The organism is Marinobacter sp., assembly GCF_033722195.1.
GTDB lineage: Bacteria > Pseudomonadota > Gammaproteobacteria > Pseudomonadales > Oleiphilaceae > Marinobacter.
In genome coordinates, this window is the sequence record NZ_JAWVZL010000026.1 from 1 (window position 1) to 20493 (window position 20493).

At 65.1% G+C, this 20493-nt stretch carries 16 protein-coding genes and 2 pseudogenes; 9 read left to right on the forward strand and 9 right to left on the reverse strand.

Features of this window, described 5'->3' with window-relative positions:
• Both R3280_RS07100 and R3280_RS07105 read left to right on the forward strand, forming a co-directional pair.
• Window positions 1–284 (forward strand): annotated as a pseudogene (locus tag R3280_RS07100) (efflux RND transporter periplasmic adaptor subunit); the annotation flags it as partial.
• A gap of 1 nt (window position 285) precedes the next feature.
• Window positions 286–3264, forward strand: a pseudogene (locus R3280_RS07105) (efflux RND transporter permease subunit); the annotation flags it as partial.
• 327 nt (window positions 3265–3591) lie between these two features.
• On the opposite strand, the gene R3280_RS07110 reads toward R3280_RS07105, so the two are convergent.
• Complete coding sequence (locus tag R3280_RS07110; protein WP_318997893.1) at window positions 3592–4179, reverse strand: GNAT family N-acetyltransferase; 588 nt, start codon at window positions 4177–4179, stop codon at window positions 3592–3594.
• 2 nt (window positions 4180–4181) lie between these two features.
• Complete coding sequence (locus R3280_RS07115; RefSeq protein WP_318997894.1) at window positions 4182–6041, reverse strand: sensor domain-containing phosphodiesterase; 1860 nt, start codon at window positions 6039–6041, stop codon at window positions 4182–4184.
• Window positions 6042–6318: 277 nt separating this feature from the next.
• Between R3280_RS07115 and R3280_RS07120 the strand changes: the two genes are divergently transcribed.
• The 3 genes from R3280_RS07120 (at window position 6319) to secD (ending at window position 11275) form a co-directional block, all read left to right on the forward strand.
• Window positions 6319–8169 carry a diguanylate cyclase gene (locus R3280_RS07120; RefSeq protein ID WP_318997895.1) on the forward strand — a complete coding sequence of 617 codons (1851 nt, stop codon included), beginning with the start codon at window positions 6319–6321 and terminating at the stop codon, window positions 8167–8169.
• A 38-nt stretch (window positions 8170–8207) separates the two neighbouring features.
• Complete coding sequence (locus R3280_RS07125; protein ID WP_318997896.1) at window positions 8208–8663, forward strand: hypothetical protein; 456 nt, start codon at window positions 8208–8210, stop codon at window positions 8661–8663.
• A gap of 92 nt (window positions 8664–8755) precedes the next feature.
• Complete coding sequence (gene secD, locus R3280_RS07130) at window positions 8756–11275, forward strand: protein translocase subunit SecD (protein ID WP_318997897.1); 2520 nt, start codon at window positions 8756–8758, stop codon at window positions 11273–11275.
• 10 nt (window positions 11276–11285) lie between these two features.
• Here secD and R3280_RS07135 read toward each other — a convergent pair whose 3' ends face one another.
• Window positions 11286–12719, reverse strand: a complete 1434-nt coding sequence (locus R3280_RS07135; protein WP_318997898.1) for an amidase — start codon at window positions 12717–12719, stop codon at window positions 11286–11288.
• Between the two features lie 150 nt (window positions 12720–12869).
• On the opposite strand from R3280_RS07135, the gene R3280_RS07140 reads away from it, so the two are divergent.
• The 3 genes from R3280_RS07140 to R3280_RS07150 all read left to right on the forward strand — a co-directional run bounded on the left by R3280_RS07140 (window position 12870) and on the right by R3280_RS07150 (window position 14576).
• Window positions 12870–13475 (forward strand): methyltransferase family protein, encoded by a 606-nt coding sequence (locus tag R3280_RS07140; RefSeq protein WP_318997899.1) that lies wholly within the window; start codon window positions 12870–12872, stop codon window positions 13473–13475.
• Window positions 13476–13557: 82 nt separating this feature from the next.
• Complete coding sequence (locus R3280_RS07145) at window positions 13558–14265, forward strand: AzlC family ABC transporter permease (protein ID WP_318997900.1); 708 nt, start codon at window positions 13558–13560, stop codon at window positions 14263–14265.
• On the forward strand, window positions 14262–14576 hold the full coding sequence (locus R3280_RS07150; RefSeq protein ID WP_318997901.1) for an AzlD family protein: 315 nt from the start codon (window positions 14262–14264) through the stop codon (window positions 14574–14576). The genes R3280_RS07145 and R3280_RS07150 overlap by 4 nt, the downstream gene beginning before the upstream one ends.
• A 3-nt stretch (window positions 14577–14579) precedes the next feature.
• Here the strand turns inward: R3280_RS07150 and djlA are convergent, their stop codons facing one another.
• Together djlA and thpR are read right to left on the reverse strand one after the other, a co-directional pair.
• Window positions 14580–15356, reverse strand: a complete 777-nt coding sequence (djlA, locus tag R3280_RS07155) for a co-chaperone DjlA (protein WP_318997902.1) — start codon at window positions 15354–15356, stop codon at window positions 14580–14582.
• 78 nt (window positions 15357–15434) lie between these two features.
• The gene (gene thpR, locus R3280_RS07160) at window positions 15435–15977 is read right to left on the reverse strand and encodes an RNA 2',3'-cyclic phosphodiesterase (protein WP_318997903.1); all 543 of its coding nucleotides are present in this window, start codon (window positions 15975–15977) and stop codon (window positions 15435–15437) included.
• A gap of 97 nt (window positions 15978–16074) precedes the next feature.
• Here thpR and R3280_RS07165 point away from each other — a divergent pair, with 97 nt between their 5' ends.
• Window positions 16075–16446: a VOC family protein gene (locus R3280_RS07165; RefSeq protein WP_318997904.1), complete on the forward strand. Its 372-nt coding sequence runs from the start codon at window positions 16075–16077 to the stop codon at window positions 16444–16446.
• A gap of 112 nt (window positions 16447–16558) precedes the next feature.
• On the opposite strand, the gene R3280_RS07170 is transcribed toward R3280_RS07165, so the two are convergent.
• The 4 genes from R3280_RS07170 to modB all read right to left on the reverse strand — a co-directional run bounded on the left by R3280_RS07170 (window position 16559) and on the right by modB (window position 20473).
• The gene (locus tag R3280_RS07170; protein ID WP_318997905.1) at window positions 16559–17218 is read right to left on the reverse strand and encodes a NirD/YgiW/YdeI family stress tolerance protein; all 660 of its coding nucleotides are present in this window, start codon (window positions 17216–17218) and stop codon (window positions 16559–16561) included.
• Window positions 17219–17360: 142 nt separating this feature from the next.
• A complete protein-coding gene (locus tag R3280_RS07175) occupies window positions 17361–18641 on the reverse strand; it encodes a DUF4010 domain-containing protein (protein ID WP_318997906.1) in 1281 nt (426 codons plus the stop codon).
• 78 nt (window positions 18642–18719) lie between these two features.
• Window positions 18720–19799: a molybdenum ABC transporter ATP-binding protein gene (gene modC / locus R3280_RS07180; RefSeq protein WP_318997907.1), complete on the reverse strand. Its 1080-nt coding sequence runs from the start codon at window positions 19797–19799 to the stop codon at window positions 18720–18722.
• Window positions 19796–20473 (reverse strand): molybdate ABC transporter permease subunit, encoded by a 678-nt coding sequence (gene modB / locus R3280_RS07185; RefSeq protein WP_318997908.1) that lies wholly within the window; start codon window positions 20471–20473, stop codon window positions 19796–19798. The genes modC and modB overlap by 4 nt, the downstream gene beginning before the upstream one ends.
• Window positions 20474–20493 lie beyond the last annotated feature (20 nt).

A 20493-nucleotide genomic window follows, 5' to 3' on the forward strand; every position in this document is an offset into this window, starting at 1 on the left:
GGCTGCGGGTGGCCGGTGCCAGCGCCACCCTCAAGGTGCTGCTGCCCGAGCGGCCCGCCATGTTCCTGTCGCCGGCCCATTTGAGCCTGGGTGAGGACGGCCGCCTTGGTATCCGCCATGTGGATGCCGGGCAGCGGGTGGCCTTCGCCCCGGTGGAGCTGCTCAGCGCCACCACCGATGGCGCCTGGGTCGGTGGCCTGGCGGACCGGACCCGGCTCATCACCCGGGGCGGTGGCTTTGTCGGTCCCGGCCAGCGGGTCGAGCCCGTGATGCAGGACCAATAATATGCGCGCCCTCGTCTACGCCGCCCTCAATCGCAGCCGCACCACGCTGCTGACCCTGCTGTTCCTGATCATCGGGGGTGTCGCCGCGTTCCAGGTCATTCCCAAGGAAGCCAACCCCGACATCACCATTCCCATGATCTATGTCTCCATGAGCCTGGAGGGCATCAGCCCCGAGGATGCCGAGCGTCTGCTGGTGCGGCCCATGGAGCAGGAGCTGCGCTCGCTGGAGGGCATCAAGGAGATGCGGGGCATCGCTTCGGAGGGTCACGCCTCGGTGATGCTGGAGTTCGATGCCGGTTTCGACCCGGACAAGGCCCTGCAGGATGTGCGGGAGAAAGTGGACACCGCCCGCGCCAAGATTCCATCCGAGGCGGACGAGCCCCGGGTCAACGAGATCAATGTGTCGCTGTTCCCGGTGCTGTCGGTGGGCCTGTCCGGCCCACTGTCGGAGCGGGAACTGATCACCGTGGCCCGTCGCCTGCAGGATGCCATCGAGGGCATCCCCGAGGTGCTGGAGGTGGAGATCGGCGGTGACCGGGAGGACATGCTGGAGATCGTGGTGGATCCCCAGGTGCTGGAGAGCTACGGCATCGACTATGACCAGCTGGCGGCGCTGGTGACCCGCAACAACCAACTGGTGGCGGCGGGCAGCCTGGACACCGGCGCCGGCCGCATGACCATGAAGGTGCCGGGGGTGATCGAAACCCTGGAAGACGTCATGACCATGCCCATCAAGGTGTCGGGGGATGCAGTGGTGACCTTCGGTGACGTTGCCACCCTTCAGCGCGGCTTCAAGGATCCCACCGGCTTCGCCCGCATCAACGGTGAGCCGGCGGTGGTGCTGGAGGTTTCCAAGCGCACCGGCGCCAACATCATCGAGACCGTGGCCCAGGTCAAGGCCCTGATCGCCGAGGCGGAATCCCAGTTCCCGCAGGGTCTGGAGGTCCGGTACATCATGGACCAGTCCACCGAGGTGCGGGATATCCTGGCGGACCTGCTCAATAACGTGCTGACCGCCATCGTCCTGGTGATCATCGTGATCATCGCCACCATGGGCCCGCGTTCGGCATTGCTGGTGGGGCTGACCATCCCCGGCGCGTTCCTGGCGGGTATCCTGCTGATCTGGGGTCTGGGCTACACCCTCAATATCGTGGTGCTGTTCAGTCTCATCCTGGTGGCGGGCATGCTGGTGGACGGTGCCATCGTGGTGTCGGAACTGGCGGACCGGAACCTGCACCACGGCATGCCGGCCGGCCGGGCCTGGGGGGAGGCGGCCACCCGCATGGCCTGGCCGGTGATCGCCTCCACCGCCACCACCCTGGTGGTGTTCCTGCCGCTGCTGTTCTGGCCGGGGGTGGTGGGGGAATTCATGAAGTTCCTGCCCATCACGGTGATTCTCTGCCTGCTGGCCTCCCTGGCCATGGCGCTAATCTTCCTGCCGGTGCTGGGTGGCGTCGCCGGTGGCGGTGGCCGTCCCGAGGCCATCAAGGAAAGCGCCCTGGGTCATCGCTACCGCGGCCTGCTCACCGGCGTGCTGCGGTATCCGGGCTGGACCCTCGCCGCGGTCATGATGGCCATCGGGCTGGTGTATGTGGCCTACGCCAAGTTCAATCACGGTGTCGAGTTCTTCCCCAGCGTGGAGCCGGACTCGGCCCAGGTCTGGGTCCGGGCCCGGGGCGATCTGTCGGTCTATGAGCGCGACCGGCTTGTCCGGCAGGTAGAGTCGCGGCTGACCGGGATGCCCGAGGTCAAGGCCCTCTATGCCCGCTCCATGGTAAGCCCGGGCACCCAGATGGCACCGGATGTGGTGGGGGTCCTGCAGTTCCAGTTCCAGGACTGGGACGAACGGCGTCCGGCCTCGAAGATCCTGGCGGATTTCCGCCAGCGCACCGCCGACATTCCCGGTGTGGTGCTGGAGTTCCGCGAGCAGGAGGACGGCCCGGGTTCCGGCAAGCCCATTGAGCTAAAGGTCAGCAGCCGTCAGAGCGGTCTGCTGGACGGTTACGTGGAGCAGGTGAGGGCGGCCATGGCGGCCACCGGTGGTTTTGTGGACGTGGAGGACGACCGCAGCCTGCCCGGCATCGAATGGCGCCTGGAAGTGGACCGCGAGGCCGCTGCCCGTTTCGGCACCGACGTCCTCAGTGCCGGCAGCGCAGTGCGGCTGGTCACCAACGGCCTGGTGCTGGCCACCTACCGCCCGGAGGACGTGCGGGACGAGGTGGACATTGCCGTGCGGGTGCCCGAGCGCTGGCGGGAGCTGGACCAGTTCGGCCGCCTGACCATCAACACCGACCGGGGCCAGGTGCCGCTGTCCTACTTCCTGAGCCTGGAGCCGGCCGCCAAGACCGGCACCATCCAGCGCGTGGATGGCCTGCGCACCATCACCATCAAGTCGGGCCTGGCCCCGGGCGCCCAGGTAGCCGAACAGCTGGCCCAGTTGCGGGAGCGGCTGCCGGCGCCACCGGAAGGGATCAGCCTGGCGTTCGCCGGTGAGGACGAGGAGCAGCAGGAGGCCGCCAACTTCCTGGCCAGCGCCTTCCTGATTGCCATCGGCCTGATGCTGCTGATCCTGGTGACCCAGTTCAATTCGCTCTATCAGTCGCTGCTGATTCTCTCCGCCATCGTGCTCTCCACCGCCGGTGTCCTGTTGGGGCTGCTGTTGAACGGCCAGTCCTTTGGCATCGTGATGGTGGGCATGGGCATCATTGCGCTGGCGGGCATCGTGGTGAACAACAACATCGTGCTCATCGACACCTACAACCAGATGCGCAAGGAGGGCCTGGAGGCCTTCGAGGCGGCGCTCGAGACCGGCTGCCTGCGTTTGCGGCCGGTGCTGCTCACCGCCATTACCACCATCCTGGGCCTGATGCCCATGGTGATGGGCGTCAACGTGGACCTGCTGACGCCGTCCCTTGGCCTGGGCGCGCCCTCGACCCAGTGGTGGACCCAGCTGTCCAGCGCCATCGCCGGTGGCCTGGCCTTTGCCACCGTGCTGACGCTGCTGCTGACGCCGGCCATGCTGGTGCTGGGGGACCGGGTAGGCCAGCGCCTGCGCCGGTCGCGGCCGGTTGCGGTGACGGCCGAATAGATTTGCAAATGAGAATCATTATTGTTATGATATGAAGGGTCGCAACCACATCAACGCGTCGGCAAAGGAAGCTGCCCGTCATGTCCAGTCTTTCGGATCATACCAACCGTGAAGTGCGCGAGGGCATCAAGCTTGCGCTTATCTCGGTCGCACTGATTGCCGGCCTGGCCCTGGCGGGCCTGGCCTCGGCGCTCTGAATCGTCGGCTATCAGGGCCTCGCTAGAGCTCCCGGTACCAGAACTGCATGGGCTTATCCGTGGGCGCCTGGTCGCCAATGTCGGTCCAGGCGTATTCGGTGGTCAGTTCCGGCAGCGGCCGGTAGCCGCGGTTCTGCCAGAACCGGTCCAGGGGCTGGTAGCCCTCGGGCCGCAGGGGGTGATCCTCCGGGCGCACCACCGCGCAGAACACGGCATAGCGAAAGCCCTGGCTGCGGGCGTGGGCCTCCCGGTGGTCGAAGAAGCCCACACCGATGCCCTGGCCGCGATACTCCGGCAGCAGCACCGATTCGCCAAAATAGAAAATTTCCTCCGGACGCCAGCCCTGGTTGATGAACGGCTGCCGGAACGCCTCGGTCTCGTCGGCCATGGGAATGCCGGTGGCGGCACCCACCACCCGATCACCGTCCCGGGCCAGCACGAACAGGCTTGCGGCCGAGCGGGCGTAGGTTTCCAGGTAGCGGCGCTCGTAATCCAGGCTGCCCTGGTAGAGGTAGGGAAACTGGCGGAATACGGTCATGCGCAGTTCCGCCAGTGTGTTCAGGTGGGGCCGGATGTCCTGGCCGGCCACGTCGGTCAGGGTAACTGTCATGCTCAGGTCGCTGTCACGGTGGGTTGCTTGAAGAATGCCTCCACCAGGGTATCAAACGGCACCGGCCGGCTGTAGCGGTAGCCCTGCAGGAAATCGCAACCCTGTTCCTTGAGCCAGTGCTCCTGGCCCGGCGTTTCCACACCCTCGGCCACCACCGACAGATTGAGGCCCCGCGCCAGCCCGAGGATCGACAGGGTGATGGCGCAGTCGTCCTCGTCGTCGGGAATGTCCCGGATGAACGAGCGGTCGATCTTGAGCTTGGAGAAGGGCAGGTGCTTGAGGCGGGACAGCGACGAGTAACCGGTACCGAAATCGTCGATGGCCAGTTCCGAGCCGCCCGCCACCAGCTGGTCCAGAACGCCTTTCAGGGTCCTGGAATCGCCCTGGATGGAGTCCTCGGTGACTTCAAAATGCAGCTCCCGCTGGTCCACCTCGAACTCCTTGCAGATGGACTGCACCAGCGCCGGCAGGCCCGGGTCCAGCACCTGTTCGGCCGCCAGGTTGATGGTGGTGACCGGCATCGCCAGCCCCATCAGCCGGGCCTGTTGACGCTCATGGCAGACCGCTCGCAGCACGCACTCGCCGAGCCCGTACATGAGGACGGCGCTCCGGGCCACATCGAGGAACTCGATGGGCGACAGCCAGCCCCGTTCCGGATGCTGCCAGCGCACCAGGGCCTCGGTACTCACCAGCGTGTGGCTGGCGGCGTCGAGAATGGGCTGATGGAACACGGAGAGCTGGTCGTCCCGGATGGCGGCCCGCAGCCGCCGCTCCAGGGCGAAGCGGGAGCGGGCCGTGGCCTGGATCGAGGTGTCGAAACTGCAGGCCTGGGCCCGGCCCTGCTGCTTGGCGTGATACATGGCGGCTTCGGCGCCGCGGAGCAGGGTTTCGGCGCTATCGCCATCGCCCGGATAGTGGCATACCCCGAGGCTGACACTGATATTCAGGGTCTGCTCGGCCAGGTTTATGGGCAGGCTGAGCTGCGCCATGATGCGGTTCAAGGCGTCGTCCAGCATGCCGTTGGCGCCGACATTGCGCAGCACAAGGGCGAACTCGTCGCCGCCGATGCGGGCGAGCTGATCCTTGCCGGGTAACTGCAGCTCCCGTAACCGGCGGGCGGTTTCCGCAATCACCTGGTCGCCCACCTGGGGGCCCAGGCCGTCGTTGATGGCCTTGAGCCGGTCGATGTCCACCCAGACCATGACAAAATCGCCACTGCCGCGGCGCTTCACCTTGTCCACCAGGTAATCCATGCGGTCCCTGAGGGACTGCAGGTTGGCCAGGCCGGTGAGGCTGTCGAAATGGGTCAGGTACTCCAGCTTCTGCTTGGAGCGTAACCAGGCCACATGGGTGTTGGTCAGGCTGACGGTGTCGGCCAGCGCGGCCACGAACGACAGCTCCGCCAGGGACCATTCTCGCGGGTGCAGGGCCTCCAGACAGAATACGCCGCTGAGCCGGCCGTCATCGAAGATGGGCGCATCCAGCATGGAATGGATGCCCACCGGCGCCAGGTAACTGTCCCGGAAGGACCGGGTACGGGGGTCGGACAGGGCCTGGGAGGCCTCGATCAGGCGGGCGCTGAGGGCCTCGAAATAGGAGGGATGCTCCTGCTGGCTCAGTTTGGCGCTCGAGGGTCCGGTGATTGCCCCCTTGTCGCCGGGCTGGTGCAGGACCTCACAGAGCAGGGCGTCATGATTCTCGCCCAGACGCCACACGCTGACCCTCTCAACCCCAAGCAGGCTGCTGCACATCTCCACCAGGGCAGCCAGTTTTTTTTCCCTGCGGCTACTGATGAATTCCGGACTGTGGCTCAGCCGCATCAGGGTTTCATGAAATTCAATGAAGGTCTGATTGTCAGGCATAGCCGCAGTCCGTTTGCATCACCGTCGGATTCACTATGGCAAGCAGGTCGGCCGGTGTCCACCTGCGCGGAGAACAATGATCTGGATCAAGTTTATATCAGTTTTCCGCCGACGTTTGTGTCAGGGTCGAGCCGATATGTAGCCTTTTGTTGTAGTCTTGCTTCATTTCGCTGGCGGCCAGCGCGCAAAGCCTGGATTGCAGCCATAATGGCGGCAAAATAACGCGAACGGCCTCGCTCTGGGGGGAACAATGACGTTCCGGCTTATAGCTGTTCTGATGTTCTGGTTGCCCTGGCTGGCCCAGGCGGATGTCCTGCCCTGGACTGTCTCGCAGGACAAGGCGGAGGTAGCCCGCTTTGTGGACTATTGGCCGGAACCCTCGCCGGCCATGACCCTCGAAGAGGTTCGGGCCCTGGGTGCCGGCGCCTGGACTCGTAATCGTGCCGACGACATCAATTTGGGCTACGGTGATCAGGTCTACTGGTTCCGTGTCCAGATAGACAACCTCGCTGCCAATCCGCAGCAAGCGCTGCTGGAAATCGCCTATCCGGTGCTGGATCACGTGGATCTCTATCGTGTCCGTGAGGGTGAGCCGACCCGTAGCTGGCAGCTTGGTGACAAACTGCCATTCCACCATCGCCCGATAGAACACCGCAATTTTGTCGTACCCGTGGACCTGCCGGCCCAGGACATCATCACTCTGTACCTTCGGGTCGACACCACGAGCTCCATGCAGGTACCCATGGTGCTCTGGCAACGGGACAGCTTTCACGCCTCCGAGCAGCTGCGCATGCTGCTCGAGGGGCTGTATTTCGGCATCGTGGTGGCGATGATTCTGTACAACCTGTTCGTGTTCAAGGCGGTAGGGGAGCGCAGTTTTCTCTATTACGTCGGCTATATCGCCAGCATCATGCTGTTCCTGGCCAGCCTGCATGGCGTGAGTTTCCAGTTCCTCTGGCCGGAAGCCACCTGGTGGAACGACCAGTCCATCATCTTTTTCCTCAATCTGGGAGTCACGTTTGGCTGTATTTTTGCCATACGCTTTCTATCTGTCACGGTCAGTCACCACCCCATCCTGAACCGTCTCACCCTGCTGATGGCTGCGGCCAGCCTGCTGCAGTCGCTGGCGGCCCTGGTGGTCCCCTACCAGACGCTTATCCTGCCAACCATTCTACTGGCGGCCGCCGCCTGCTCTCTTATGCTCTTGCTCAGCACGGTACGCTGGTACATGCGCGACCTGGCGGCGCGGTACTACACCGTGGCCTGGGTGTTCATGCTGTCCGGCGGTATTGTGCTGGCGCTGAACAAGTTCACGATGCTGCCGAGGAATCTGGTCACCGAGAATGCCACCCAGGTGGGTTCGGCGCTCGGCGTCATCTTGCTCTCCATCGCCCTGGCCGACCGCCTCAATCGGGAAAAGAAAAAGACCTTTCAGGCCCAGCAGAAACTGTTGGATGAGGAGCGCAAGGCCCGGTCCGCCCAGGAGCAGTCCCTGGTGGTGCAGCGGGAAGCCAATATCCTGCTGGAAGAGCGGGTGCGCCAGCGTACCCAGGATCTGGAAGCGCTCAACGAGCAGCTGTTGGAGCTAAATTCCACCGATGCCCTGACCGGGCTCAAGAACCGGGGCCACTTCGACCGGGCCTTCCAGTCCGCCTGCGTCAAGGCCTATCGGTTTGGCCAGCCACTGTCCGTGTTGGTGCTGGACATCGACCACTTCAAGAAATTCAACGACAGCTACGGCCACCTGGTGGGGGACGACTGCCTGCAGATGGTGGCCCAGGGCATCCGCCACCACGTCACCCGGCCCCAGGACCTAGCGGCTCGCTACGGCGGTGAGGAGTTCGTGGTGCTGCTGCCGGACACCCCCGCCGAGGGTGCTGTTCGGGTTGCCGAGAGGATCCGCAAGGAGATCGAGACCACCGATTTCCGGGTCTCCGATGAGATGCTGCGGCTGACGGTCAGCGTTGGCGTCTGCGCCCTGCAGCCGGAGCGGGCCGACCAGACCAAGGAGCTGTTCCGCCTCGCCGACGAGGCGCTTTACGAGGCCAAAGGTTCCGGCCGCAACCGGGTGGTGCTGAAACAGCAGCCGTCGGTTCGCCCGGCCATCGCCGATACCGGCACTGCATAAATACGGATGACGGCTGACGGTTTCAGCGGTAATCTCTGTTGAGCCGGGGCGTCTCGCTGACCGGCTTACCGGTCGCCATCGCCATGAACGTGATGATTCCACCCCGCCACTGCCCGCCACGCCGTCTTGCCGGCCCGGCGCTGCTTTGGCTGCCGGTAGCCCTACTGCTTCTGCTGGCCCTGCTGCTGGCGCCACACGGCACTGCTCCGAGGGCCGCTCAGGCCACCGACGACCTGCTCGCCAGCCCGATCGAAACCGCCGTGGCGGTGGGACGGGAAAGCGGCTACTGGCGCCAGAGCCGCAGTGCCGAACGACTCCGCCTGCCGCTCATTCTTGCCGCCGACTTCGACAGCCACGACGAAACCACGGCTGACCCGCAGGGGCCGTCGCTGCCGATCGCCATTGCAGCCATTGCAACCCCCGATGCGCCCCTGGCGCTGCCGCTTTCCCGGTTCGACCGACCTGTCCAGGCCCGGGCGCCGCCGATTTCCTGATGCACTGACCCGATTGCAGAACGCGCGGCCCGGCCGCGCACGATCCCGGTGTCGGGGCGGCCCTCTGTGTGCCCGCCCATCAAGGAAATCCAATGCGCAACTTTCGTCTTCGGGCACTGACCTACGGTGCCATCATTCTGCTGGGCCTGGCAGCGGCGCTGCCGAGCCTGCTGCCCGGTTCCCTGTCCAGCCAGCTGCCGGACGTCTGGGCCGATCACAAGGTCACTCTGGGGCTGGACCTGCGGGGCGGCTCCCACCTCCTGCTCAATGTGGATCTTGAGTCCCTGACCGAGGAGCGCTTTCATCAACTGGCGGAAGATCTGGTCCAGCGCCTGCGTGCCGACGGCGTGGCCAGTTCCCGACCGGTGGCCGAGGGTGATCGCACTGTGATCAACCTCCGCTCAGCCGATCAGGTGGATCAGGCCCGCAGCCTGGCCCTTGAGCTTCAGGCCGAGCAGAGCCCGGCCTGGGTAAGGTTTGATCTGAACGGCACCCGCCTGACCCTGACCCGGACCCCCGCGTTCACCAAGGCGCTCACGGAAGATGCCGTGGAGCGCAGCCTGGAGGTGGTCCGTCGCCGGCTGAACGAGACCGGGGTGGTGGAGCCGCTGATTTCCCGTCAGGGCGAGCAGGGCATTCTGGTGCAGCTGCCGGGCGTGGCCGATCCCGGCCGGGTCAAGGAACTGCTGGGCCGTACGGCGCGGCTGACCTTCCACCTGGTGCTGGATGCCGACAGCAGCACCAGCGGTATCCGCGTGGCCGATGACAAGGGCGGCCCCAGCTACCATCTCACCCGCGCGCCCCTGCTGGACGGTGGTGACCTGACCGGTGCCGATCTTGGCTTCGACGACGTCACCGGCGAGCCGGTGGTGAATTTCCGCCTCAGCGCCAGCGGCGGTGACCGCTTCGCTGACATTACCCAGGCCAACGTGGGCCGGCCCTTCGCGGTGGTGCTGGACGAACGGGTGATCACCGCGCCGGTGATCCGTACCCCCATTACCGGCGGTGCCGGGCAGATCAGCGGCGGTTTCGATGTGGCCGAGGCCCAGGACCTGGCGCTGCTGTTGCGGGCCGGTGCCCTGCCGGCGCCTCTGGACGTGGTGGAAGAGCGCACCGTGGGACCGGACCTGGGCAGTGATGCCATCGCCATGGGCGTGGTGACCGGTACCCTGGGCGCCCTCCTGGTGCTGGGCTTCATGGTGGTGGTCTACGGCCGCTGGGGTCTGATCGCCAATGCTGCGCTGCTGCTCAACGCCGGCCTGGTGATCGGCGTGCTGGCGACCCTGGGCGCCACCCTGACCCTGCCCGGCATCGCCGGCCTGATCCTGACCCTGGGCATGGCGGTGGACGCCAACATCCTGATCAATGAGCGTATCCGGGAGGAAAGCCGGCGTGGCTCCAGCGCCCGCTACGCCCTGCATACGGGTTTCCAGCGCGCCTTCAGCACTATTCTGGACTCCAACGTCACCACCCTGATCGCGGTCAGCCTGCTGTTCATGTTCGGCAGCGGTCCGGTGCGGGGCTTTGCGGTCGCCATTGCGGTGGGCCTGCTGGTGTCCATGTTCACCTCCATCTCCCTGACCCGGCTGCTGATGGAAGCCTGCGTGGCCCGAATGGGGGACCGGCCCCTGATGGTGGAAAGCGGCTGGAAGCAGCGCTTTGGTGCCAGCAGGGCCATCGATTTCATGTCGGTGCGCAGCCGTGGCCTGGTGCTTTCGCTGGTGCTGTCGGCGCTGTCCATTGGCCTGCTATTCTACCCCGGCGTGCGTCAGGGCATCGATTTCGAGGGTGGTCTGGTGATGGAGGTGAGAACCGGCCAGGCGATGTCCATCGAGCAGCTTCGCAGTGGCCTGGGGGAACAGGGCGTGCATCAGGTGGCCATCCAGGCGTTCGGCGGTGACAGCAGCTATCTGTTGCGTCTGCCCGTGGCCGCCGCCAGTGGTCCCGAGGCCGTCACACCCGAGGATCTGAAAGCGGCACTGACCGAGATTGCTCCCCAGGCGGAGTTCCCGCGGGTGGAGCTGGTGGGTCCGAGCGTCAGCGCCCAGTTCCTGGAGACCAGCCTGCTGGCGGTACTGCTGGCGGGTGTGGGCATGTTCGCCTACCTGTGGTTCCGCTTCGAGCAGCATTTCGCCACCGGCGCCATGCTGACCCTGGCGCTGGACCTGACCAAGACCCTGGGCTTCTTCGTGGTGGCGGGGGTGGAGTTCAACCTCACCGCCATTGCCGCCCTGCTGGCGCTGATCGGCTACTCGGTGAACGACAAGGTGGTGGTGTTCGACCGCATTCGTGAAGCCCTGAAGCAGGACCCGGACCGGTCCCTGCCGGAGCTGATCAACGAGAGCCTGAACGCCACACTGACCCGGACCCTGTTCACCTCCATCACCACCTTCCTGGCAATCCTGCCCATGGCCATTGCCGGTGGTGAGGCGGTGGCCAGCTTCGCCCTGCCGATGCTGTTCGGCATTGTGGTGGGTACCAGCTCGTCCATCTTCATCGCCGCTCCCATCGTGATGATGCTGGGCCAGCGGGCCCAGCGCCGGAAGCTGGCCCAGGAGGCCCTCGGTGAGCCCGCCGAAGTCAGCCTGTTCCTGCGGGAGGATCGGCCCTGACGCAAACGGGCTAACGGGAAAGGGCTATACCCGGATGCGGCCAGGGACAGGCCGCCTCCAGCTCGAACGCCAACTCCAGCAGGGTTTTCTCGTCACCGTGCCGGGCCATCAGCTGGATGCCCAGGGGCAGACCCGCCGCATCCCGCCCCAGGGGAAGACTGATGGCAGGCGCGCCGGTGGCGTTGGCCAGCGGCGTGAAGCAGACATAGCGGCGCAGCCGCTCGAACAGGGTGTCGAAGGGCAGGTCGGGGCTGAGGTAGCCCAGCTCCGGGGTGCCATGGCCGAGGACCGGTGTCAGCACCGCGTCAAAGCCCTTGATGGCCTGGTGATAGTAACGCTGGCTCCGGCGCAGGCGTAGGAGCGCCGCCGGCAGTCGATAGAACTGGCGGCGGAACATCCGGTCCAGGCCCCGGGTCAGGCCATCCACCCGGCGACGGTCGAAACTGCGGTGGATGGTGCGCTTGCCGGTGGTGCTGACGGCAAAGGCCAACATGGCCCAGTAGAGGGCGAAATCCTCGGCAAAGTGCCGGTTCACCGGAACCGGCATGAGCTCGATGCGATGGCCAAGGTCGGCGAGTTGTCTGGCGGTGGCTTCGACACTGTCGCGGGTAGCGGCATCGGTACGCAGGCCGTTGAGGGAGTCGGTGACCAGGCCGATGGTCAGGCGACGGCTGGCCGGCCCGGTGATCTCACCGATGGCGGGCAGGTCCGGATTCCGGTAGCTTCGCTCCGCCCCCAGGTAGAACCGGGCGGTGTCCCGCACGTTCCGGGTGACCACGCCTTCGGCAATGATGTTCAGCGGCAGCGCCCGCGCCGCCTCGCCATCCACAAGCCGGCCGCGACTGGGCTTCAGGCCCACCAGGCCGCAGCAGGCGGCGGGAATGCGAGTGGAGCCGCCACCGTCGTTGGTATGGGCGATAGGCACCACGCCAGCGGCCACCAGGGCCGCCGAGCCGCCCGAGGAGGCGCCGGCGGAGTAGGCCGGGTGCCAGGGGTTGGCGGTGGCCCGGTCGTGGGCGGGTTCGGTGGAGGCGTTGAAGCCGAATTCCGGCAGCCGGCTCTTGCCCAGGCAGACCAGTCCCTGGGCCAGGAGCTGCTTGGTGAACGGGCCATTGTGCTTTTCCGGCCCCGGCTGCACGGCGGCGGAGCCGTGGCCGGTGGGAAGGCCCGCCACCGGAGTGTTGTCCTTGATAAAGGTGGGCACGCCGGCAAACAGGCCTCGGGCCGGGAGCTTTTGAAGTGTTGCGGCGCGGGCAAAATCGTCACAGGCGATGGCCGCCAGGCTAGGCTCCACTTGCCGGGCCCGGGCAATGGCGGCGCCGATAACCTCGCCCAGGCTCACTTCGCCGGAGGCCAGCCGTGCCGCCAGGGCGGTGGCGTCGTCGGTGCCCAGGGCGTCATCGGTGTGGCTGTGGACCGGAATACCCGGTGCGATGGCGGTCATGACGATGGTCCTGATCCTGAGGCTTGAGAGGCTCACAACTCTAGCGGAATCGGCCCCCGGCCGGAATGTCCGATGGGGAAGTCTTGTCCCTGGCTGTAACCAGACGGTAAGCTTGACCCATTAATCCGGAATTCAAGGTATCGCTTTTCTGTGAGCTCAGTGGACCTGTTCGTCAGGCATTTTCTCGGCATCTATTTCTTGATGATCGGCCTGCACTACACCAGTCGCAGCCTGGGTCTCTACGACCGTATGCGCTTCTCCCATATCCACTATGGCCACCGCGGCAGCGGTCCCTGGTGGCACCGGCATATCTTCAATCTGTTCCGGGCCTCCATCCTGGCGATATGCCTTGTACGCATGGTCTGGGACATTGATCCCTATCTCGGTGTGTTCCCGTTCCTGTACCAGCCGGCGGTGCTGATGACCGGCGTCTTCTGTCTGCTGGCATCCTTCTACCTGATCGATTACGTCCAGGCCTACATGCACGAGGACTGGCGCTCCGGTATTGACGGTGCGGGTGGCAAGCACCTGATCACCGAGGGCCCGTTCCGCAAGCGCCGGAATCCGCTGTTCCTCGCCATCATGCTGGGCCAGCTCGGTTTTTTCCTGGCTCTGCCCAGCGTGTTCACCCTGCTGTGTCTGGTGGTGGGAGTGTTTGTCATCACCCGCCAGGCGCGGGCGGAGGAAAGTGCGCTGGAGCAGCATTTCGGTGACCTCTACCGCCGCTATGTCCAGCGCACCCGGCGCTGGCTCTGACGCCTGCTGAAAACCCCCGACGGCGGGCCCGACTCGGTATCTACCTATGGGCAAATCCGGGTCAGCTAATTAGCTTGCTTAGATGTCCGTCTCCTCCTCAGGTTATCGCCTGCAAGCCAGCCGGGTCCGCTCGGAATTTTTTCACCTGCTTCCCATCTCGCTGTTTGTGGTGGCGTTCGGTGCTGCCTTCGGTCTGGCCGCGGTGCAGAAGGGGCTGGCGCCACTGGAAGCCACCCTGATGAGCCTGGTGGTGTTCGCCGGTGCCTCCCAGTTCGCCTCCATCGAGATGTGGGGCAACCAGGTGGCGGTGCTGCCGTTGATGGCGGTGGTGTTCGCCATCAATTCCCGTCACCTGCTGATGGGGGCGTCGCTCTACCCCATGCTGCGGGAACTGCCGGTGGGCCAGCGCTACGGCATTCTGGTGTGGCTGACCGATGCCAACTGGGCAGTGGCGGCCCAGGATTATCAGAACGGCCGTCGCAACCTGGAGGTTATTCTGGGTGGCGGGCTGGTGCTCTGGCTGGCATGGCTCATCGGCACGCTACTGGGGGTCTATTTCGGCGGCCTGCTGCAGGATCCCAAGAGCCTCGGCCTCGACATGGTGCTGGGCTGTTTCCTGCTGGCCATGGCCCTGGGCGGTCGCAAGACACCGAGGATACTGCTGGCCTGGGTGGTGGCCGGTGCCGCCGCCATGGCCGCCTATCATTGGCTGCCGGCCCATACCCATGTCGTGGTGGGCGCCCTTGCCGGCGGTGTGGTGGGATTCTTCTGGCTGGAGCGCAAGCCATGACCATCGAGACCACGACCCTGGGCGTATTGGGCCTGATCGCCATCATGGCGCTGGTCACGCTGGTGACCCGTTTCGGTGGTGTTTTCCTGATGTCCTTCGTCACCATCAACCCGCGGGTGGAAGGCTTCATCAACGCCATGGCCAGCTCGGTGCTGATTGCCATCCTTACGCCACTGGCGTTCGATGGCGACTGGGGCGCACGGGCGGCCCTGGTCACCACCGCGGTGCTGATGCTCACCCTGCGCAAGCCGCTGCCAGCCATCGCCGCCGGTATCCTGGCGGCGGCGCTGGTGCGGTATCTGGGATACTAGGCCTCAGGCCGCGCTCTTGCGGGCGTCCTTGATGACGTCGTAGGCGTGGCTGATTTCCCGGGTCTTCTGTTCCGCCATGTCCCGCATGCTTTCCGGCAGGCCGCGGCCGGCCAGTTTGTCCGGATGATTCTCGCTCATCAGTTTGCGGTAGGCCTTTTTGATCTCGGCATCGCTGGCATCCGGCGACACCCCCAGTACCCGGTAGGCGTCCTGGATCTGGCTGGCGCTGCTGGGCTGGGCGCCGGTGGCGCCACTATGAGCGCCCCGCAGCATGGCCTCGAGCTGGTCCACCTGGGATTCGGGCAGACCCAGACCGCGTGCAATGCGCAGCAGCATCTCATGCTCGGCCGGATGGATGTCGCCATCGGCGGCAATGGCCGATACCTGCACCTGCAGGAACATCTGCAGCAGCGCCGGCTGCCGCCCGCTGGCCCGCAGGAAATGCTGCAGCTCGGCATCCAGGTCGAAGCCCGGGGCCTTGCCTCGGGCAAAGGCGTTCTTGGCGGCCTCCCGCTGGGCGCCGGAGAGCCGGAAGCGGTCGAACAGTGTTTCCGCCACCCGGATCTCATCCCGGGTCACCACGCCGTCGGCCTTGCACAGGGCGCCCATCACCGCAAAAACCGACTCCAGAAAATTCGACTGGACCCGCTGCAGGGCCTTGCGCAGGCGGGCCTTCAGCAGCCGCAGCGCGAACACGCCGATGGCGGCACCCACCAGAAACCCCGGAAAACGGCCAAACTGATAACCGATCAGGCCGCCGATTATGGCTGCAAACAACATGCGTTCATCCACTGTCTGTCTGTGTTGGAAGGCAATGATACCCTGTTTTGCCGGCGCTTTGGCGCTTACCGGGCCGGCTCAGGCCGGATCCGCCAGCGGGATCCGTTGCACCACGTCGTATTGGGAGCCCTCGTGGCTGAGGGTGCTGCGGAACAGGCTGATGTGGTCCACCGGAAAGGGCAGCGAGCGGAAATCCTCGAAACGCTCGAGAAACGGCCCGGTGGGCCCGGCGTTTCTGCCCATCCGGGCCAGGGTGACGTGGGGTTTGTAGGGCCGCTCGTCCACCGTCAGCCCTGCCGCTTTCAGGACCGACCGGGCCTGTCCGTGGATGGCCACCAGCGGCGCCTCCGGTGCCGCGCCCACCCAGAGATTGCGGGGATGCTCATCGCTGCCGAATCGCCCGACACCCCGCAGCTGCAGTTCGAAGGGATCCGCTGCCAGGTATTGCAGGCCCGCCCGGATGCTGGCTGCGGTGGTGTCATCCACGTTGCCGATGAAAGCCAGGGTCAGATGCAGCTGGTTGGCGTTCTGCCAGCGCGCGCCGGCAATGTCCTCCCGCAGCGACAGCAGCTGTTCGAGTACCGGGTCCGGCAGTTCCAGACCCACAAAAAGTCGTGGCACAAATCCTCCGGGGCAGACAGAATCCGTTTGGCGGCCGCAGCGTAAAAGCACGGACCGCACCACAATACCAAATGTCCTTTTGTCAGGAGTAGAGCAGATGATCGGTTACGTAACCATTGGCGTGAGCAACATGGACAAGGCCAAGGCCTTCTACAGCGAACTCCTTTCGGACCTGGGCGCCAAGGTTCTGCTGGACATGGAGCGCATCGCCTTCGTGGGCAAGAACATGGGCTCCCCGATGCTGGCGGTATGCAAGCCTTATGACGGCAAGCCGAATCATCCCGGTAATGGCAACATGGTGGCCATCAACCCCGGTTCCAAGGAAGCGGTGGACAAGCTCTACCACAAGGCCCTGGAACTGGGCGCCACCTGCGACGGCGAGCCGGGTCAGCGCATCCCCAACCAGTTCTATGGCGCCTACATCCGCGACACCGACGGCAACAAGGTGGCGTTCTTCCACTTCGGCTAAGAGCGAAGGCTACCAAAACGCCCTGCAAGAGTGTTCTGGGAAGGCGGGGAACGGCTTGCGAAAAAAAAAGCCCCGCCGGACAGGCGGGGCATGGGGCACGACAACGCTTTGATCAGGAACCGCTTTCGCCTTCCTCGTTCAGGGTGACGATGCTTTCTGCGACCAGTTCCCTTTGTGCGAACACATCCCGGTCCATGTACCCGGTCACGGTGACCGTGTCACCCATGTCCAGCTGCTGGAAACCCTTGTCATCCATCGGGTTGTAGGGCAGGCCGGTGGTGTCCACGGTCATCCGCTGGATGCCGGAGTCCAGGGTGAATTCACGGCCATCAATGGCGGTGATGGTGCCTGTGGCGGTCATGTCGCCGACCACAATGGGGGTGGTGGGGGACATGTCGATGACCTGATAGGTGTCCTCGTCCGCAGACTCGGCGTAGAAATAGGTGCCCAGGTTCTCGACGTAAATGCTGTCGGCATCCACGGTGGCCGCCTCAAAGGTCTCGTCATCCACTTCGCCATAGACGGTGACGCGGTCGTTCTCGATGATGGCGCGGTGCTCGCCGTACCAGTCCCAGTCATCCATTTCCACGCGCACCGAGCCCATGCCGTAATCCAGAATGAAGCTGTCATCAAACGTCTCGACCACCGTTCCGCTCAGGCTGATCCAGGAGCCATCGGGCTGGAGATAGGGACTCTCCTCCGCCGCCCAGGCAGCGGGTGCGGCCATCAGGGTGGTGAGCAGACAGGTGACGCCTAGATTGGTTTTCGCCATGGTTCTACCTCCTTTCATCCGTTCTCGTTTCCAGGGTTGGCTACGGGGAAAGGCCGCATCCCGAAAATCCTGTATATCTGATACAAGTACTGACCGCACAATCGCCGGATTCAAGGTCTGAAAAGATTACGGAATCTTAATGTCAGACAAGCCAAGCGGTGGCCAGGCCTCCCACCAGCGACAGCATGATGGGGACGGCGATGCGCAGACCCAGAGTGCGGGTGCCGATCGCCGAGGCGATGAGGCATTTGACGGAGTTGTTGACCGACGCTGCGATAACGATACCGATAATGGCGGGCTGGGCGGCGATGGAGCTTTGCGACATTCGGGTCAGTGACAGGGTGATGGCGTCCACGTCGGCGATGCCGGAGGTGGCCGCCAGCACGTAGATGCCGATATCGCCAAACCATTCCCGCAGCCACTCGCCGAAGAACAGGATAACCGTCAGCAGCACGCCAAACAGCAGCGCGGATTTGAGATCCAGGGGGTTCTTGGTAAGTTCGGGCTTGCTCAGGTCTATGCGCTTGCGGTCCCTGCGCCAGAAGTAGAGGGCCGGTGCATACAGCATGGCCGTCATCACCAGCACCGGCGGTGTCAGGCTGGGCAGCAGGGCCGGGCTGATGATCAGGCAGTAGACCAGGATACGGGGGAACATGGTGCCCGCTGCCAGCAGGATGCCGGACCCGAGCAGCGGGCTGAGTTCCGGTGCCCTCCGCGATTGCCGCGCGAAGTGCAGGGTCAGGGCGGTGGATGAGGTCATGCCGGCGAAGATGCTGGTGAACAGCAGGCCCTTCTCGGTGCCGCCGACCCGGATGGCGAAATAGCCCACGAACGAGACCGATGCGATCAGCACCACCAGCCACCAGATCTCATAGGGATTGAGGGCGCCGCCCGGGCCCAGGTCACGGTCCGGCAGCACCGGCAGCATCACCACCGAGATCAGCAGCAGCTTGAGGCCGGCGTCCAGTTCGTGGGACTGGAGCTTGTTCATCAGGCCGTGAATTTCCTGCTTGTTGTCCAGCACCAGGGCCGTGATCACCGCGGCTGCCGTGGCCAGGGCAATACTCACCGATACCGCCACGGCACCGAAACAGAACGTCAGCAGCAGGCCGATCATGCCGGTGATGGAGAAATCCTGCTGGTACTCCACCCGGGTGCGGTAGCCCAGCAGGGTGATGCTCACCATGCCCAGGAACATCAGCGGAAACGCCCAAACCGTCAGGTTCTCCGACAGCAGGGCCGACAGGCCACCCAGCAGCCCCACCAGGGAATGGGTGCGGATGCCGGCGATGCGCTCACCGGCTTTCTCGTGCCGCGCTTCCCAGCCCCTTTCCAGGCCGATCAGCGCGCCCAGCAGAAGGGCGACCATGAGGCCGATGGCATGGGGATGGTCGGTAAAGAACTGGCCGGTGTACTCGTTCATGCGGTCCCTGACGTTGCTCCTGATCAGACGGTTGTCAGATAAAGGGTAGCTGGTCTGCCGGTTCTGAAACAGCCGGACTCAATCGAGCACCGCCACCGACTTGATCTGCAGCCAGCAGGTGTCGCCGGTGTCGAGTCCCAGCCGGTGCAGGGACAGTCGCGTCACCAGCGCCAGCAACGGGGTCTGCGCCACTGCCAGGCCCACCAGGGCGACGGCCGGATGGCCACCATCGTTGATGTCGGTGATTGTCGCCGGCAGCCGGTTCACGATGCTCTGGTCCTCGCTGGCGCCGAGGGCCAGGCTCACATCCCTTGCCATGATGCGCAAGCGCACCCGGCTGCCCGGCGCAGCACCGGTATCCCGGAACCAGAGGGCGCCGCCGGCGAATTCGGCACGGCACAGGTGCCAGTGGGGATCGCACTCGGTGATCGTCGCCTCGAGTATTACCCCTGCCTCTTCACTGTGGCGCCGGTGCAAGTCCCGGCGGGCGGTGATCTCGGTGAGGCCGCCGGTGGCCACGGCCCGGCCATCCCGCATGACCAGAACGTGATCGGCGATGCGTGCCAGCTCGTCGGGGGAGTGGGTGACGTAGATCACCGGTACGGCCAGCTCGTCATGCAGCCGCCCCAGGTAGGGCAGGATGTCCTGGCGGCTGGCCAGATCCAGCGCCGACAGGGGTTCGTCCATCAGCAGCAGCCGGGGGCTGGTGAGCAGGGCCCGGGCGATGGCCACCCGCTGGCGCTCGCCGCCGGACAGGCCTTCCGGCCGGCGCGCCAGCAGATGCTTCAGCCCCAGCCAGTGGATGGCCTGCTCCGGCGACACCTGGCGCTGATGAGCAGGCACCCGGTGGTAACCGTATTCAAGATTGCGCTGCACGTTCAGATGGGGGAAGAGGCTGGTTTCCTGGAATACGTAGGCCAGGGGGCGCTTGTGTACCGGCACAAAACGGCCCGGCGCCTGCCAGACTTCCCCATTGACCACCAACCGGCCGTCGGCGCTCTCCAGACCCGCCAGACAGCGCAGCAGGGTGGTCTTGCCGCAGCCGGAGGGTCCGAACACCGCGGAGACCCCCCGGCCGGGCAGAGTCAGGTCCAGGTCCAGGGTGAAGTTCGCCAGCGATTTCCGCAGCCGGATCTCGATACCCGTGGCGCCGCTCACGACAGCCTCCCGCGGCCGAGCCGGCCATTGACCAGATACAGGGTCACCAGCACCACGAAGGAGAATGCCAGCATGCCGCCGGCGAGCCAGTGGGCCTGTTCGTACTGCAGGGTTTCCACCTGGTCGTAGATGGCCACCGACAGCACCCGGGTCTCACCGGGGATGTTGCCGCCCATCATCAACACCACGCCAAACTCGCCGATAGTGTGGGCGAAGGACAGCACCGCCGCGGTCAGGAAACCGGATCGGGCCAGGGGCACCGCGACGGTGAAAAACCGGTCCAGGGCCGAGGCCCGCAGGGTGCCGGCAACTTCCAGCATTCGGTTGCTGACCGATTCGAAGGCGCCCTGCAGGGGCTGTATGGTAAAGGGCAGGGAGTAGATGACCGAGGCCACCACCAGTCCCTCGAAGGTGAAGGGCAGGGTGTCCAGCCCCAGACTCAGCATGAGTTCCCCCACCGGGCCCCGGGGGCCCAGCAGCACCAGCAGGTAGAACCCCAGTACCGTTGGCGGTAGCACCAGCGGCAGCGCCACAATGGCGGCAATGGGCTGGCGCAGCCAGTGTCGGGTGCGGGCCAGCCACCAGGCGATGGGGGTGCCAATCACCAGCAGGATCGCCGTGGTGACGCTGGCCAGCTTGAGGGTGAGCCAGATGGCCTGCCATTCAGCGCTCATGGCGGCGGTTTACTCCATGT